The 15,232-nt window shown below is 70.4% G+C and carries 11 protein-coding genes; 5 read left to right on the top strand and 6 right to left on the bottom strand.

The features are described 5' to 3' along the window. Positions 1 to 304 precede the first annotated feature (304 nt). The 3 genes from AB6807_RS19900 to AB6807_RS19890 are packed head-to-tail and all read right to left on the bottom strand — an operon-like array spanning position 305 to position 5,996. A complete protein-coding gene (locus AB6807_RS19900) occupies positions 305 to 3,451 on the bottom strand; it encodes an efflux RND transporter permease subunit (protein ID WP_371085900.1) in 3,147 nt (1,048 codons plus the stop codon). Then, positions 3,448 to 4,605 carry an efflux RND transporter periplasmic adaptor subunit gene (locus tag AB6807_RS19895; protein WP_371085899.1) on the bottom strand — a complete coding sequence of 386 codons (1,158 nt, stop codon included), beginning with the start codon at positions 4,603 to 4,605 and terminating at the stop codon, positions 3,448 to 3,450. The genes AB6807_RS19900 and AB6807_RS19895 overlap by 4 nt, the downstream gene beginning before the upstream one ends. Then, positions 4,602 to 5,996, bottom strand: a complete 1,395-nt coding sequence (locus AB6807_RS19890) for a TolC family protein (protein ID WP_371085898.1) — start codon at positions 5,994 to 5,996, stop codon at positions 4,602 to 4,604. Before AB6807_RS19890 ends, AB6807_RS19895 begins: the two co-directional genes overlap by 4 nt. A gap of 126 nt (positions 5,997 to 6,122) precedes the next feature. Here AB6807_RS19890 and AB6807_RS19885 point away from each other — a divergent pair, with 126 nt between their 5' ends. The 5 genes from AB6807_RS19885 to AB6807_RS19865 all read left to right on the top strand — a co-directional run bounded on the left by AB6807_RS19885 (position 6,123) and on the right by AB6807_RS19865 (position 10,898). After that, entirely contained in the window at positions 6,123 to 6,713 is a 591-nt protein-coding gene (locus AB6807_RS19885; RefSeq protein ID WP_371085897.1) for a phosphatase PAP2 family protein, read from the top strand. Between the two features lie 13 nt (positions 6,714 to 6,726). Continuing rightward, positions 6,727 to 7,383, top strand: a complete 657-nt coding sequence (locus tag AB6807_RS19880; RefSeq protein WP_371085896.1) for a response regulator — start codon at positions 6,727 to 6,729, stop codon at positions 7,381 to 7,383. Positions 7,384 to 7,388: 5 nt separating this feature from the next. Then, positions 7,389 to 8,747 (top strand): sensor histidine kinase, encoded by a 1,359-nt coding sequence (locus AB6807_RS19875; RefSeq protein ID WP_371085895.1) that lies wholly within the window; start codon positions 7,389 to 7,391, stop codon positions 8,745 to 8,747. A gap of 98 nt (positions 8,748 to 8,845) precedes the next feature. Then, positions 8,846 to 9,712, top strand: coding sequence for a hypothetical protein (locus AB6807_RS19870; RefSeq protein ID WP_371085894.1), 867 nt, complete (start codon positions 8,846 to 8,848; stop codon positions 9,710 to 9,712). Positions 9,713 to 10,187: 475 nt separating this feature from the next. Further along, on the top strand, positions 10,188 to 10,898 hold the full coding sequence (locus AB6807_RS19865; protein ID WP_371085893.1) for a phosphatase PAP2 family protein: 711 nt from the start codon (positions 10,188 to 10,190) through the stop codon (positions 10,896 to 10,898). A gap of 10 nt (positions 10,899 to 10,908) precedes the next feature. On the opposite strand, the gene AB6807_RS19860 is transcribed toward AB6807_RS19865, so the two are convergent. The 3 genes from AB6807_RS19860 to AB6807_RS19850 form a co-directional block, all read right to left on the bottom strand. Continuing rightward, positions 10,909 to 13,467, bottom strand: coding sequence for a TonB-dependent siderophore receptor (locus AB6807_RS19860; RefSeq protein WP_371085892.1), 2,559 nt, complete (start codon positions 13,465 to 13,467; stop codon positions 10,909 to 10,911). 106 nt (positions 13,468 to 13,573) lie between these two features. Further along, positions 13,574 to 14,551, bottom strand: coding sequence for a FecR domain-containing protein (locus tag AB6807_RS19855; protein WP_371085891.1), 978 nt, complete (start codon positions 14,549 to 14,551; stop codon positions 13,574 to 13,576). Next, a complete protein-coding gene (locus AB6807_RS19850) occupies positions 14,548 to 15,075 on the bottom strand; it encodes a sigma-70 family RNA polymerase sigma factor (RefSeq protein WP_371085890.1) in 528 nt (175 codons plus the stop codon). Before AB6807_RS19850 ends, AB6807_RS19855 begins: the two co-directional genes overlap by 4 nt. Between the last annotated feature and the right edge of the window lie 157 nt (positions 15,076 to 15,232).

Below are 15,232 nucleotides of genomic sequence, written 5' to 3'. Positions count from 1 at the left end.
TGCGCGCTGAAGGCCGAGATCAGCGGCTGGATCAGCGCGGGCTCGCGCGTGGTGTACAGCGTGAGTTCGTCGGCGGCTGCAGCCTGGGCAGGCATGGCCCCGGCCAGTGCAGCAAGGGAGACAAGGGAGACAAGGCAGGCCAGCGCGCATTCGGATGCGTTGCTGCGTGGGTTCATCAGGAATCTCCAGGGTTCGGGCCAGGGGAGGCGCCCCGCGAAGCTGGCATGCAGCAGGGGCAAGACGAGACGATCAAACGAGGAAAAGGGCTCGGCACGGGGCGCGATAGTAGTACTGCCAAGTGCTACTAATTCACAATTTTGGGCACGTCCGTGGGGGTATTTGCCGCCGAAGGGGCGGCGCCCTTGCGCCGCTCCAGCCATGCGTACAGCGTCGGCATGAAGAACAGCACCAGCGGCAGTTGCACCACCAGGCCCGAAATGATCGCGATCGCCAGGGGCTGCTGCATCTCCGAGCCGGCGCCGATGGCCAACGCGAGCGGCAGCAGCGTCAGGATGGCCGCGAGCGTGGTCATGGCGATGGGCCGCGCGCGAAATTGCCCGGCGCCCACCAGGCTGCGGCGCAGGTCGCGCCCCGCGCGGTGGCGCTGCCGCTGCTCCGAGAAATAGAACACCGCGACCTCGGTCGCGATGCCGATGATCATCGTCATGCCCATCATGGCCGAGATGTTCAGCTCGATGCCGGTGAGCCACAGCCCGATAAACACCGCCGAGACCGACAGCAGCGAGGTGCACAGGATGGCAAACGCCACCGTGAAGCTCTCGTAGAGAAAAAGCAGCAGCAGGAACACCAGCGCCACCGCCGCTGCGAAGACCGTCATCAGGCCCTTGAACGCGATCTGCTGTTGCTGGTAGAGGCCGCCGAGCTCGTAGTACACGCCCTTGGGCAGTGCGCCGTCGGCCGACAGCACCTGCTTCACGTCCTGCACCACGGAACCGAGGTCGCGCCCCTCGATGCGGCCGGTGACGGCGATCATCGCCTTGAGGTTCTCGCGCGTGATCTGCGGCTGCCCCCTCAAGGTCTCGAAGCTCGCGATGCGGGCCAGCGGCACCAGGTGGCCGTCGGGCGCGCGCAGCGGCAGGTCGTCGAGCTGCGACTGCGTCGCGCGGCTGTCCGCCGGCGTCCACACGCGCACGCCCACGATCTTGGTCTCCTGCGCATACGACGTGGCCACCGAGCCGGCCAACGCCGCCTGCAGCGCGCGCGTGACCTGGTCGGGGTCGAGGCCTTCGGCCGCAGCGGCCACCCGGTTCACGTGCACCGCGAGGGCATCGCCCGCGGGGTTGATGCCAGAGCGCACCTCGACCAGGCCCGGCACCTTGCCGATGCGCTGCGCCACCTGCGCGGCCGCGCCCGGCAGCAGCGCCGCGTCGGCCGCGAACAGCTTCACCTCGACCGGCTGCGGCACCGCGGTCAGGTCGCCGATCAGGTCTTCCATCAGCTGCGCCAGCTCGACGTTCACGCCCGGCACCTGGTGCTCGACGCGGCTGCGCACGTCCTGCATCACCTCCTGCACCGGCCGGCGCCGGCCTGCCTTGAGCCGGATGAAGAAGTCGCCCTGGTTGGTTTCGCTGAGGCCACCGCCCAGGCCGGTGCCGGTGCGGCGCGAATAGGTGTCGACCTCGGGCGTGTCGCGCACGATGGCCTCTACATGCTGCAGCAGCCGGTCGGTTTCCGACAGCGCCGTGCCCGGCGGCGTGCGGTAGTCGAGGATGAAGCCGCCCTCGTCCATCGACGGCATGAAGCCCGAGCCCACCTGCCTGAACGCGAAGCCGCCCGTGCCCAGCAGCACGGCCACGCACACCACGAGCACCCAGGGCCGCGCGATGCAGCGCAGCAGCCAATGGCGATAGCGCAGCTTGAACCAGCGCGTGACGCGGTCGTCCGCCGCGGGCCTGTGCTGCCTGCCGAGCAGGAAGCTGGCCAGCAGCGGCACCGCCAGCCAGGTGACGAGGAACGAGATGGACAACGCCGAGGCCATGGTGAGCGACAGCGCCTTGAAGAAAGCGCCCGTCACGCCCGAGAGAAACGCCAGCGGCGCGAAGATCACCAGCGTGGCCGCGCTCGAACCGGCCAGCGGGCGCAGGAACTCCATCGCCGCATCGACCACGCCCAGGCGCCCGCCTGCGCTGTTCTCGCTGGCCTCCTGGCTGGCCTTCTCGCTGGCCTCCTGGCTGGCCTTCTCGCTGGCCTCGGCCAGGCGGCGCTCGATGTGCTCGATCATCACGATGGCATCGTCGATCACCAGCCCCACGGCCGCCGCCATGCCGCCCAGCGTCATGATGTTGAAGCTCATGCCCAGCAGCTGCAGCACCACGACGGTGATGGCCAGCACGGCCGGCACCATCACCACGGCGATGGCGGTCACGCGCAGGTTGCGCAGGAACACCACCAGCACGATCGCTGCGAGCACCACGCCGATCAGGATCGCGTCGCGCACGCTGCTGGCCGAGGCCGTGACCAGTTCGCTCTGGTCGTACCAGTTGGCCACGCGCACGTCCTTCGGCAACTGGCCGGCGAAGCCGTCGAGCGCGGCTTTCACGTCGGTCGCGATCTGCACGCTGTTGCTGCCCGGCTGCTGGCGGATGGACAGCAGCACCGCGTCGCGGCCATCGGCCGTCACGCGCAGCCATTCGGGCGTGGTCGAGCGCGCCACCTCGGCCACGTCGCCGACGCGCACCACGCCGTTGGCGCCGCTGGCCACCACGGCCTGGCGCACATCGTCGACGCCGGCCAGCCGCGTGTCGGCCAGCACCAGGTAGAGCTTGTAGTGGTCTTCGAGCCGGCCGGCCGCGCTCAGCGAGTTGCCGGCCGCCAAGGCCTTCGACAGGTCGTCCATCGACAGGCCGTAGGCCTGCAGCCGGCGCGGATCGGCGCTCACGCGCACCTCTTCCGAGGCACCGCCCTGCACCTGCACCGTGGCCACGCCCGCAATGCCCGACAGCAACGGGCGCAGCTGGTAGCTCGCAAGGTCGCGCAGCGCGGTCGGCGACAGGCTCTTCGAGGTCAGGCTGTAGGCAATGATGGGAAACACCGTCGGGTCCATGCGGCGCGCGGCCACCCGCGTGCCGGGCGGCAGCTGCGACTGGATCTGCGCCACCGCGGCGTTGACCTGCAAGGTGGCCGCCACCATGTCGCTGCCCCAGTCGAAGCTCACCGACACCTCCGCGCTGCCGCGGCTGGTGGTGGAGCGCACGTTGGTCACGCCGGCAATGCTGCGCACCGCCTCCTCGACCGGGCGCGTCACCTGCAGTTCCATCTGGCTCGCGGGCTGGTCGCCAGCGTCCAGCGACAGCGACACGCGCGGAAACTGCACCGTGGGAAACAGCGACACCGGCAGCCTGAATGCCGCGAGCGCCCCCGCCAGCGCAAGCAGCGCCACCAGGAACAGCACGGACCGGCGGTGCGCGGACAGCCACGCGGCCGCCTTCACTTGGCACCCTCCCGAACCTTCATGCCTTCCTGGAGCTCGTAGTTGCCGAGCGACACCACCGGCAACGCCGCGTCGATGGCGCCGTCGACCGCGACCTGGCCGTGCACCTCGGCACGCGGCTGCACGCCGACGCGGTGCGCCGTGCCGTCGCGCACCTGGAACACGTAGTCGCCCTGGCTGTCGTTGAGCACTGCCAGGCGCGGCACCAGCCAGCCGTCGACGCTGCCGGTCGAAATGCCGGCCTGCACGCGCATGCCGAGCACCAGCGCGCCGGCGGACGCGGCAGGCACCTGCACCACCGCGTTGACCAGCTGCGTCTTCGCGTCGACCAGGTCCTGCAGGCTCGATACATGGCCCTGCACTGCGGCCGGCAGGGTCGCGTTGCTGCTTCCGGCCGGCAGGGTCGCGTTGCCGTTGCTGTTCCCCGACGAGGAACCCTGCGACGGCAACGCCGTGAGGCTGACGACGTCGCCCAGGTGCACCGCCGCCCGGCGGGCAGGCTCGATGCCGAGGTTGACACGCAGCGTGTCGACGCGCCCGAGCTGCAGGATCGACGCGTTCGCCGCCAGCCGGTCGCCCAACGCCGCGTTGAGCGCCGTCACCACGCCGTCGAACGGCGCGGCAACGGCCGCTTCCCCGGCGCCGGCGCCGGTCTTGCGCAGTGCGTCGAGCGCGGCTTGCGCGTCCTGCTCGCTCTTGCGAGCTGCCTCCACTTGCGACACCGTGGCCAGCTGCAGCTTGAAGAGGGCCTGCGTGCGCTGGCTCTCACCTTGCGCGAGCCGCCACGCGTTCTGCGCGGTGGCATAGCCGGTTTCCGAGGCCGAGTCCGGTGCGACGCGCGCCACCACCGTGCCCTTGCGCACGCGCTGGCCCACCACGACAGGCAAGGCCACGAGCTGCCCCGCGCGCGGCAGGCTCATCGACTCCGACTGCGCCGGCGCCACGTCGCCCCAGGCCGTCACCGTGAGGGGCACGCGCGTGCGCACGGGCACCACGGACGCAATGGTGGCCACCACGTCCTGCGCGGGCGCGGCGGCCGCGGGCTTGGCCGAGGCGCCCGCCCTGAACACCATCACGGCGCCCGCCATCAGCAGCAACGTGGCCGCCACCGAGGCAACGGCCTTGGCCTGGAAAGAAATTCGATTCGGTTTCATGTGGGTTCTTTGGCGGCGGCTTCATAGCCGCCGGTGAGCGTGAGCAGGCCGACGCGCTGCTCCTGGATGGCCTGCATCGCGTCGATGCGTTCGCCCTGCTTCGCGAGCCATGCGGTCTCTGCGCTCGCCAGCGCGAGCGCGTCGGCGTTTCCGGCCTGCCAGGCCGCGCGCACGCGCCGGGCGCTGGCTTCGAGCTGCGCAAGGGCCGCGTCGACGTCCGCAAGCTGGCGCTGGCTGATCGCCTGCTCGGCGGTCACGCGCGCGATGTCGGTCACCCCGGCGTTCAGGCGCTGCTGGTACTCGGCGCGCAGCTTGTCGCGCGTGGCGTTCTGCACCGCGATCTCTCCGCGGTTCCCGTTGAAGATCGGCAACCCCAGGGTGATGCCGAAGCCGCGCGTGAAGGTGTTGCTGGTGTCGCGCGAACGTTGCACGCCCAGCGTGAGCGCCGGGAACTGGCCCAGCAGCGCCACCCGCACGCGCGCGTCCTGCGCGGCGTAGCCCTCGCGCAGCGCCGCGATGTCCGGGCGGGCCGAGAGCCGGCGGTCGGCCGCCGCGCGCACGGCCGCGGCGTCGAACGCGGGCAGCGCGGCGCTCCCCTGGAGCCGCAACGCGGTGTCGGGCGCGAGGCCCAGCAACGCATGCAGGTCGCTGTCGGCCTGATGGGTCTGGCGCTCGAGGTCGTGCAGCTGCCGTTGCACGTCTTGCAGCGCGGCCAGGTGCGGCGACACCGCGTCGGCGGTGAGCAGGCCGGCCGCGAGCGCTTCGCCGGTGCGGCGGTAGCGATCGGCCATCAGCGCGGAGGTGCGCTCGAGCAGGACACGGCGTTGGCGCGCGGCGTCCAGCCGCACGTACAGCAGCCGCGCCTGCGCGATCACCTGCCATTCCTGCCACAGCAGGTTGCCGCGTGCCTGCCGCGCATCGGCATCGGCGGCCTCGACGGTGGCGGCATGCGTGATGAGTGCGTTGATGGCGTAGCTCGCGCCGGCCACGAACGCGCTCGTGATGCCCGCGCCGGTCACATCGGGAAAGTCGCGGGTCAGGCTTACCTGGGGGTCGGGCAACAGCCGGGCCGAGAAAGCCTGCGCGGCCGACACGCCGGCCGCGGCGCGCGCGATGCGCAGGTCGGGGTTGTTGACCACCGCGAGCGTGGCGACCTCATCGAGGTCGAGGCCGTCGCCGGCATCGAAGGGTTTGGCCGGCAGGGCTGGCAAGGCACCGTCGATGCCGTCGAGCGCGGCGTGTGGCACTGTCGCCGGGAACGACGCCGCATCGGGCAACGGCGCGGCATGGTAGGCAGCGCAGCCGCCGAGCGCGGCGCACAGCGCCAGCGTGGCGAGCAGCGGTGCGCGCAATGAAGACGATGAGGAGGGGTGGTGTGCAGAAGCGTTCATGTCGATCCGTCGTGGCCCGAGCTTCGGCGGCCACGACTTACCCATGGCTTAAGGCGGCGCAGCGCACAGGCCATCGAGGGACTTAAGCCGGCGTTAAGTGACGCGCCGCGAACATGCCCCTCCTGCATGACCTTCGACAACATCCACCTCTTCGAGCTGATCAACGCCGGCGCGCAGCCCGGCCACGCCGCGCTGGCGCTCGCGCGCGCCCTGGCGCAGTGGCTCGTGCTGGCCGTGCCGGTGACCTGGGTCGCGCTGTGGGTGCGCGGCGGGCGCGCGGTGCGGCTCGACCTGGTGCATGTGGCTGTCGCCGCCGTGATGGCCCTCGGCCTCGCGCAACTCGTGGGCCTCGCATGGCCGTCGCCGCGGCCGTTCGCCATGCACCTCGGCCACCAATACCTGGCGCACGCCGCCGACCCCGGCCTGCCGAGCGACCATGTCACGCTGCTGTGGAGCCTTGCGTTCGCCACGCTGGCCACCGCGCGCGGCTCGTGGCTGGTCTTTCCGTTGATGGGCGCGGGCGTGCTGGTCGGCTGGGCGCGCGTGTACCTGGGCGTGCACTTTCCGTTCGACGTGGCGGCCGCGCTCCCGGTCGCGGCCGCGGGCGCGGGCCTGGCGCGGGTGCTGCGGCCTGCGCTGGAAACATGGAGCCGGCCGCTGTGGTCGCGCTACGATGCGTGCGAGCGCGCCGCGCTGCGTTTGCTGCACCTGGACTGAAGCCTCACCACCCATGCGCCTGCTTCTCGTCGAAGACGACCCCATGATCGGCAAGGCCGTGCGCCAGGGGCTGCTCAACGCCGGCTTCGCGGTCGACTGGGCGCACGACGGCGCGGCCGCCGAGCTCGCGCTGCGCGACGCGGTCTACGACCTTGCCATCCTCGACCTGGGCCTGCCCGTGAAAGACGGCATGACCTTGCTCGAGAGCATGCGCCGCCAGGGCAACCACCTGCCCGTTCTCGTGGCGACCGCCCGCGACGCCGTGGCATCGCGCATCGCCGGCCTGAACGCCGGGGCCGACGACTACCTGGTGAAGCCTTTCGACATGGACGAGCTGGTGGCGCGCGCACGGGCGCTGATTCGCCGCCGCGCGGGCAGCGGCTCATCGCAGCTGGTGGCGGGAGACCTGGTGCTCGACCCGCTGCGCCGCACGGTGACGCAGGCCGGCGCGCCGGTGGCGCTGTCGGCACGCGAATTCGCGCTGCTCGAAACGCTCATGCAGCGCCCCGGCGCCGTGCTGTCCAAGGAGAAGCTGGAGGAATCCATGTACGGCTGGGGAGAAGAAATCGGCAGCAATGCCGTCGAGGTGCACCTGCACTACCTGCGCAAGAAGCTAGGCGCCGCGGCCATCGTCAACGTGCGCGGCGTGGGCTACCGCGTGGCGGACTGAACACCTTGCGCTCGCTCCGGCGTGGACTGCTGCAATGGACGCTGGGCGCGCTCGCGTTCGGCTCGATCCTGCTGGTGCTGGTGAGCTACGTCTTCGTGCTCGACGAGATGAACGAGGTGCTCGACGACAACCTGCGCGAGGTCGCCACGTCGGTCGCGCGCTATCACACCAACGGCCAGCTGCTGGCGGTGACGCCCACGCGGCCGCGCGGCGAACCGGCGCCCGACCAGGGCGACCTCGTCACGCGCGTCTGGCGGCGCGACGGCAGCGCCGTCGATGGGCCCTACGGCGACTACGCGTTCGCCTTCTCCGCCGCGCCGGGCGCGCGCCAGCTGATGCTCGACGGCGTCGAATGGCGCGGCTTCACGGTCGTGGACGATCGCTTCGTGGTGCTCGCGGCGCAACGCACCGCGGCGCGCCACCAGATGGCGGTCGAGGCGGCCTCCAAGCTGCTGGCGCCGCTGCTGGTGCTTGCGTTGCTGATCGGCGCGCTGCTGGTCATCGCGTTGCGGCGCGGGCTGGCGCCGCTCGGCGAGGCCACGGCGCAGATCGCGCAGCGCAATGCGCTCACGCTCGAGCCGATCGACGGCGCCGAGATGCCCGGGGAGCTGCAGCCGCTGGTCGGTGCTTTCAACGGCCTGATGAAACGCGTGGCCGACGCCTTCGCCACGCAGCAGCAGTTCGTCGCCGACGCGGCGCACGAGCTGCGCTCGCCGGTGACCGCGGTGCGGCTGCAGATCGACCTGCTCGAGCAGGCGCACGACGATGCGACACGCGCCGCCGCGCTGCGCGACACGCGCGAAGGCATCGACCGGCTGCAACGGCTGGTCGAGCAACTGCTGCAACTGTCGCGCGCCGGCCCCGATGCCGTCGAGGCGATCGAGGCGCGGCGCGCTCCGCGCGAGCAGGTCGACCTCGACCGGCTGGTGCTCGACACCGTGTCGGCCTTTTCGCGCGCCGCATCCCTGCGGCAGATCGACCTGGGCGCGGAGGCGGGCTCGAAGGCCACGGTTGCCGCGGACCTGCACGAGCTGCAGGTCGTGCTCAACAACCTGGTGCGCAATGCGCTGCACTATGTGCCGCCGGGCAGCCGGGTCGACGTGGGCGCGTCGGTGACGAGCGACGGCACGGCGGAGCTGTACGTGAGCGACGACGGCCCGGGCATTGCGCCGGCCGAGCGCGAGCGCGTGTTCGACCGCTTCTACCGCGGCGCCGGCGAGCACGTTCGCGACGGCGATCCGTCGGGCAGCGGGCTCGGGCTGGCCATCGTCAAGGCGCTGGCCGAGCGCAACGGCGCGAGCGTCTCGCTGCAGGACGGACCAGCCGGCGCCGGGCTGACGGTGCGCGCGCGCTTCGACCGATAGCGGGACGTCGGTCGCAGCCTTGAGAAACGAGGGAGCATGCTCCCCGTAAGTGCCCCATAAGTGCCCCTTAAGTCAGCGCGCTCGACACTGCGAAGGCCATGCACGCCTTCCACCTCCAATTGCTGCGCGGCGCCGCCGCGGCGCTGACCCTCGGCTTTGCGCTCGGGGGAGTTCCGGCGCACGCGTCGGATGCCGACGCGCTGTCCGCCAAGCTGCTGGACATGCGCGAGCAGCTGGCTCGATCGCCCCTGAAGCGCCCGGTGCTGCTGCACGCGAGCGACACGCCGCACGGCCTCCAGGGCGAGGTGTACGCCATCGTCGATCACCCGCTGGCCGTCATGTCCGCTTCGCTGGGCAAGCCACAGGCGTGGTGCGAGGCCCTGCTGCTGCACATCAACAACCGGGCGTGCAGCGTGACCGCCGACAGCGGCGCGGGCGTGCCCGGCATCTCGCTGAGCGTGGTGCGCAAGTACGACCGGCCGATCGACAGCGCTTTTCAACTGGCCTTCGACTTTCGCGTGGCGCAGGCCGCGCCGCAGTACATGTCGCTGCAGCTGCACGCGGCGCAAGGGCCTCTGGGCACCGGCAACTACCGCATCGCCTTCGAGGCCGTGCCCGTCGACGGCGCGCACAGCTTCCTGCACTTCTCCTACGCCTACGACGAAAGCGCGTTGACCGCCGCGGCGATGCAGGCCTACCTCGCGACCTTCGGCCGCTCGAAAGTCGGCTTCACGGTCACCGGAAAGACGGCCGATGGCGAACCCGATTTCATCCGGGGCACGCACGGCCTGCTGGAGCGCAACGCCATGCGCTACTTTCTCGCCGTGGAAGCATTCCTTTCCGCGCCCGACACATCGGGCCGCCGCAACGCGTGGTACAGCACCACCGAGCGGTATCCGACGCAGCTGCACGAAGTCGATCGCGCGACATACCTCGAGCTCAAGACGGCCGATGAGCGCCGGTAGGCGGAAGTTCGTTGTGAAGAAAAGGCGCTGCCTCGCGGCTCACTCGCCGAACCAGTAGACGAGCCAGGAACAGACGCCCGCAAGCGCCGCCGCAAGAGCGAACAGGCTGTTCGTGCGCGCTGCCGAATAGACATACAACTGGCGTAGGCCACTTTGCATTTTCTTCTCCTGGTCGGACGCCGGAACGCTGGGGGATGCTGCAAACGCAAGACTGCCAGCCGCATCGTGTTTGTCAATCGGTAATTGGTTGCACAACGCGCCGAAAAGACGCGAAAGCGGCGCATCGACGCATGCTTTTCACTACAGCACCACGACAGCACGCCGTATTCCACAAAGAACGAATCCGATCAGTGGCGCCGGCGCGGGCGAGCGCCGCAAGCTGCGCCGCGGACCGGGACTTCGCCTGCTCACGGATTCACGCCCGCGGTGCATTGGTTTAAGGCGGAGTTAAGGACCCGTACGCGATCTTCGGCGGGTGAGCCATCGACACCCCTCTTCGCGCATTGCGCATCGCGCTTCCCATCACTCGTCGCCGTCGCCCTGCGCCCTCCTGTCTCTGGCCATCGCGGGCGCCGCCGGTTTCGTCGCGCTCGCGCTCGCCGTGTTTCGCGGCACGTGGTTTCCCGGGCTCGATGCCATGGTGCACCGGCACTTCGCCTTCGCCGGCGACGGCGTCCTGTACCAGGCGATGTGCTGGACCAGCCATCTCCACGACACGGGCTTCGTCGTGATCTACCTGATGCTGCTGTGCGTCTTCCTGTGGCGCCGGCATGAGGGCCGGTGGTTGGCCGCGGCGCTGGTTTCGCCGCTCGGCGCCATGGCGATGAACTGGGTTCTCAAGCAGGTCTTCGAGCGGCCTCGCCCGCCCCGCTGGCCCTCGGCCGCCGTGTCGAGCACGTTCAGTTTTCCGAGCGGCCACACCATCGCGGCGGCCATGCTCTACGGCCTGGTCGCCTGCCATGTGCTGCTGGCCTCCGGTATGGGGCCGCGCGCACGCGCCGGCGCCGTGACCCTGTGCGCGCTGGCGGTCGCGGCAGTGGCGTTCAGCCGCGTCGTGGTGGGAGCGCACTACCTGAGCGACGTGCTGGCGTCCGTCTGCGAAGGCATGGTCTGGCTGGCATTGACGATGCTGTGGATCCGGCGGCGGCAGCACGCGCCGATGCCGTTGGCGTCGGCACCGCCTTGACCGGCCCCGCCTACCAGCGGTGCGTGTAGCTCACCTTCAGCACCGCACCCGCGGCGGGCAGCCGGCTCGTGTTGTTGTTGTTGCGAAGCAGCTGGCTGTACAGCGGAAAGTAGCGGCGGTTGAACAGGTTCTCGATGCCGATGACCACGTTGTTCTTCTCGTCGATCTTCCAGCGGCTGACCAGGTCGACCGTGGTGTAGCCGCGCGTGTCGCGCCGCCCGAAGCTGCTTGCGCCGTCGAGCCGGTAGTCCTTCGAGGCGTACGAGGTCGCCTGCAAGCGATGGCTCCACGCGCTGGTCGGCCTGTATTCGACGTAGGCCGTGAGCTTCAGCGGCGGAATGCGGTAGCCCGTCATGTCCTGGTAGCTGCTGCTGCCTTGCGGCAACTCGCGCCCCTTCATCCAGGTGAAGGTCGCGCCCATGGCCCAGCGTTCGTCGTCGCTGAAGTGGTCGACGCCGCCTTCGACGCCGTGGATGCGTTCCTTGGTGCGCAGCAGGCTCAGGCCGTTGTTGAAGCTCTGCACCGCGCCCAGGTCGGACTGCGACTGGAACACCGCCAGGTTCGCCAAGGTGTTGGCGAAGCGCCCGCGCCAGCCCAGCTCCACGGTGTCGGTCTTCACCGGCGCCAGGTCGGAGCCCGCGATATTGAACGACGGCGTCGCGTTGCGCACCTGCAGGCCGATGTCGGGCAGCTCGAAGCCCTGGCTGTACGACGCATACAGGTCTTGCGACTTCACCGGGTTGAAGACCACGCCCGCGTTGTACGTCCACGCGCCGTAGTCGACCGTGCCGCCCGTCACCTGGCGCGGGCTGGCCGCGCGCGATTGCGACAGCGGCACGAAGTTGTCGAAGCGCGCGCTGGCGCGGTCGTAGCGCGCGCCGCCCTCCACCGACCACCGGTCGCTGAACTTGTGCTGCAGCTGCGCGAAGCCGCCCAGGCTGCGCGTGGTGATCGGCGGCATGAAGATCAGCGTGCCGGTCTTGTGGAACTGCAGGCCGCCGCTGGCGTCGTAGAGCTTGGGGTCGAACACATCGAGCGGCATGTCGGTGCGCTCCTGGTTGAAGTCCGCGCCCCAGGTCAGCTGGGTTTTCTTGTCCGCGCCGAATGGCGTCTTGACGGTGAGGCGGCCGCCGAACACGCTCGAGTTTTGCGTCACCTGGTCGACGTTGGCGCCGCGCACGGGCACGCCGCGCGCATCGAAGGGCGCGAAGCGGGTGAAGAAGTCGCGGTAGTACAGCTGCGCGGCCAGCGTGCTGCCGGCCACGTCGCGGTGCTGGTAGTCCAGCCCCAGGAGCGTGTTCTTCACGCGGTTCTGCTCGGCGAGCCGCAGTCCCTTCAGCGGCCGCGCCGCGGCCGTGCCCGCGGCGAGCTTCGCCACCGCGGGGTCGGAGCCGTAGTCGGTGTCCTGGATGGCGTCGTGGTGGCTCGCCGACAGCTGCAGCCGCTGGTCCGCGTCGATGCGGTAGCCGATCTTGGCCGAGGCGTTGTAGATGCTCGAATCGAACAGGTCGCCCTGGCTGGGCTCCGGCGCAATGCGGTCGCCGCGCGCGTCGAACGAGCCGCCGATGTGGCGCGCGCCCAGGCCCACCGAATAGTCGAGTTTTTCGCCGCCGCCCGACAGGTAGTGCTGCACCTCGCCGCCCAGGCCGGAGGAGCCCAGCCGCGACAGCGGCGACACGCCGGTGAAGGTGGTTTCCACGCGCGTCTCGCCGCTGGGCTGGCGCGTGCGGATCGAGACGATGCCGCCGGCCGCGCCGCTGCCGTAGATGGCGCTGCTGCCGCGCAGCACCTCGACCTGCTCGATGTCCGCCGGGCTGACGTTCGCGAGGTTGCGCGACGAATCGCGGTTGGTGTTCAGCGGAATGCCGTCGACCAGCACCAGCATGTTGCGCCCGCGCAGGGTCTGGCCGAAATCGGTGATGGTGTGGCTCGAGTCGGCCATGCCCGGCACCACCTTGCTCAGCAGCGTGGCCACGCTGTCGGAGCCCTGGCGCAAGGTGTCGAGCTCTTCGCGCTCGAGCACCGTCACCTGGCGCGTGGGCGCCATGAGGTTGCTTTGCGTGCGCGCCGTGACCGTGACGGCGGGCAGTTCGGCGCCTGGAGATGCGGACCCGGCCTGCGGTGCGGCGGCCGCGCCGGCGGTGGCGGCGGCAGTCGGTGGTGTCACGGCATCCAGCGTGAAGTCCCCGCCCGCGAGCCGCCGCGTGCGCAGGCCGCTGCCGGCCAGCAGGCGGGCAAAGCCTTCTTCTACCGAGAATTCGCCGGCCAGGCCGGGCGTTGTCAGCCCGCGCGTGCGGGCAAGGTCGAGGCTGAGGTTGACGCCCGCCTGCCCTGCGAAGCTCAGCAAGGCCGGGCCGAGCGCGCCGGCGGGAATGCTGTAGGCCTTGCGCGCGGGTGCGGCGACGGCGTCCGCCGCGTGGGCCTGCGAAGTGGCCAAGGCCAAGGCGGTGGCCAGCGCGGTGGCGGTCATCGCGAACGCGCACACAGCGCCGTGCACCGCGCGCACGCTCGGGCGCTGTCGGCGTTGCGGGCCGGGGAAGGTCTGGGGTACGGGGGGCCGGTCGGTCATGTCGGAATGTCCTTGTCGCAAATCGGTCGGTGAAAGGGTTTCAACCGACATGACAGGCGAGCCGCCCGAACCGGACACGTTTTCGACAAAAAAATTCGCAGCGATTTCAGCGCGCGTTGACGCTCACCCAGTAGCGGGTGCGCGCATCGATGCGCACGGGCAGTGTCTGCGCCAGCACATCGAGGATGCGGTCGGTGTCGGCCAGCTGGAAAGCGCCCGACACGCGCAGCGTCGCCACGGCCGGATCGCAACGCAGGATGCCGCTGCGATAGCGCCCGATCTCGGCCAGCAGTTCGGCCAACGGCATCTCCTCGGCATAGAGCACGCCCTGCGTCCAGGCGCCGGCACCCGGACTGGCAGCGGTCACGGGGCCCAGTGCGTCGGCGGTGAAAGTCACCTGCTGCCCGGCGGCGATCACCGCGGGCGCGTCGGCAGCGCGCACCGGTCGCACCTCGACGGCGCCAGCAAGCACCGTCAGGCGGCTGCGGCCTTCTTCGCTGCGCACGATGAAGCGCATGCCCAGCGCACGCAGGCGGCCCTGCGCTGTTTCCACTGAAAAAGGGCGGTGCGCGCCGGGGGCCGGGTCGGGCGCGGTGTCGACCAGGATCTCCCCTCCCCGCTGCCGCACCAGGCGTTGCGTGGCGTCGAACATCACGTCGATTGCGGTTGCGGTGTTCAGCGCGACGCGGCTCCCGTCGGCCAATTCGATGTCACGGCGTTCGCCCGTGGCCGTGCGGTACTCGGCGCCCAGCGCCTGCCAGGGCACGGAGCGATAGCCGATCCATGCGACCGACGGCGCGCCCAGCAGCACGGCCACGGTGCGAAGCACGGCCCTGCGGTTCGCCAGCCCGCGCCGCCGGTCGAGCACCGGCATGCCGACCGCCGGCAGCACCGCGCCGAACTTGCGGCTCAGTTGCTCGGCGCTTTGCCACACGCGCTGGTGCTCGGGACTCTGGTTGCGCCACTGCTCGCAGCGCCGCGCATCGGCCTCGCTGAACCGGCCGGCGTGCATGCGCGCCAACCACTGCGCGGCCTCGTCGACCAGGCGCGCATCGACCACGTCCCGCGCCCGCGACGTGCTCATGCGGGCTGGGCCAGCATCAGCCGCAGGCACTGCGCGAAGCCTTGCGCCATGTAGCGCGTGACCGTGCGCACGCTCACCTGCAAGCGCAGCGCGATGTCTTCGTAGCCGAGGCCTTCGAGCTGGGAAAGCAGGAAGGCCGTTCGCACCCTGGCGGGCAGCTCGTCGAGCAGGGCGTCGATTTCGTGCAGCGTCTCGAGCAGGATGGCGCGCTCTTCGACCGAGGGCGCCAGCGCCTCGGGAATCAGCGCGAGCGAGGCGTGATATGCCCGCTCCAGCGATTGCCGCTCGTAGTGGTTGATTACCAGCCGGCGGGCCACCGTCGTCAGGTACGCGCGCGGTTCGCGCAGCGCGGGAACCGTGTCGGCCCGCAGCCCGACCCAGACGCGCATGAAGGTGTCGTGCGCGATGTCGGCCGCGTCACCGCTGTTGCCCAGCTTGCCTCGCAACCATCCGAAAAGCCATCCGTGGTGGTCGCGGTAGAGCGCGTGCGCCGTTTGCTGCAGGGGAGATTCGCCGACCACCATCGAAGCTTCTGGGTTCGCCGCAGCCCGTCAGGCTTGGCCGCGGCCCCTGGAGTTGATGACAATGATTCGCATTTGTCAAATTATCGCATCCCGCCTGGCGGCTTTGTCCCGCAGGTTGCCAGAGGTCGGCCGTTCCACACTGCGTCCCGCCACCACG

The organism is Variovorax sp. RCC_210, assembly GCF_041355175.1.
Lineage (GTDB): Bacteria > Pseudomonadota > Gammaproteobacteria > Burkholderiales > Burkholderiaceae_C > Variovorax.
The sequence above is the reverse complement of the archived record's forward strand: the minus strand, read 5'-3'. Positions and strand labels throughout refer to the sequence as shown.

What these genes read in the sequence shown, in the direction of transcription:
- AB6807_RS19855 (WP_371085891.1), bottom strand. Translation starts at nt 14,551, where the DNA reads ATGAGCACGTCGCGGGCGCGGGACGTGGTCGATGCGCGCCTGGTCGAC.
- AB6807_RS19860 (WP_371085892.1), bottom strand. Translation starts at nt 13,467, where the DNA reads ATGACCGACCGGCCCCCCGTACCCCAGACCTTCCCCGGCCCGCAACGC.
- AB6807_RS19895 (WP_371085899.1), bottom strand. Translation starts at nt 4,605, where the DNA reads ATGAAACCGAATCGAATTTCTTTCCAGGCCAAGGCCGTTGCCTCGGTG.
- AB6807_RS19870 (WP_371085894.1), top strand. Translation starts at nt 8,846, where the DNA reads ATGCACGCCTTCCACCTCCAATTGCTGCGCGGCGCCGCCGCGGCGCTG.
- AB6807_RS19880 (WP_371085896.1), top strand. Translation starts at nt 6,727, where the DNA reads ATGCGCCTGCTTCTCGTCGAAGACGACCCCATGATCGGCAAGGCCGTG.
- AB6807_RS19850 (WP_371085890.1), bottom strand. Translation starts at nt 15,075, where the DNA reads ATGGTGGTCGGCGAATCTCCCCTGCAGCAAACGGCGCACGCGCTCTAC.
- AB6807_RS19885 (WP_371085897.1), top strand. Translation starts at nt 6,123, where the DNA reads ATGACCTTCGACAACATCCACCTCTTCGAGCTGATCAACGCCGGCGCG.
- AB6807_RS19890 (WP_371085898.1), bottom strand. Translation starts at nt 5,996, where the DNA reads ATGAACGCTTCTGCACACCACCCCTCCTCATCGTCTTCATTGCGCGCA.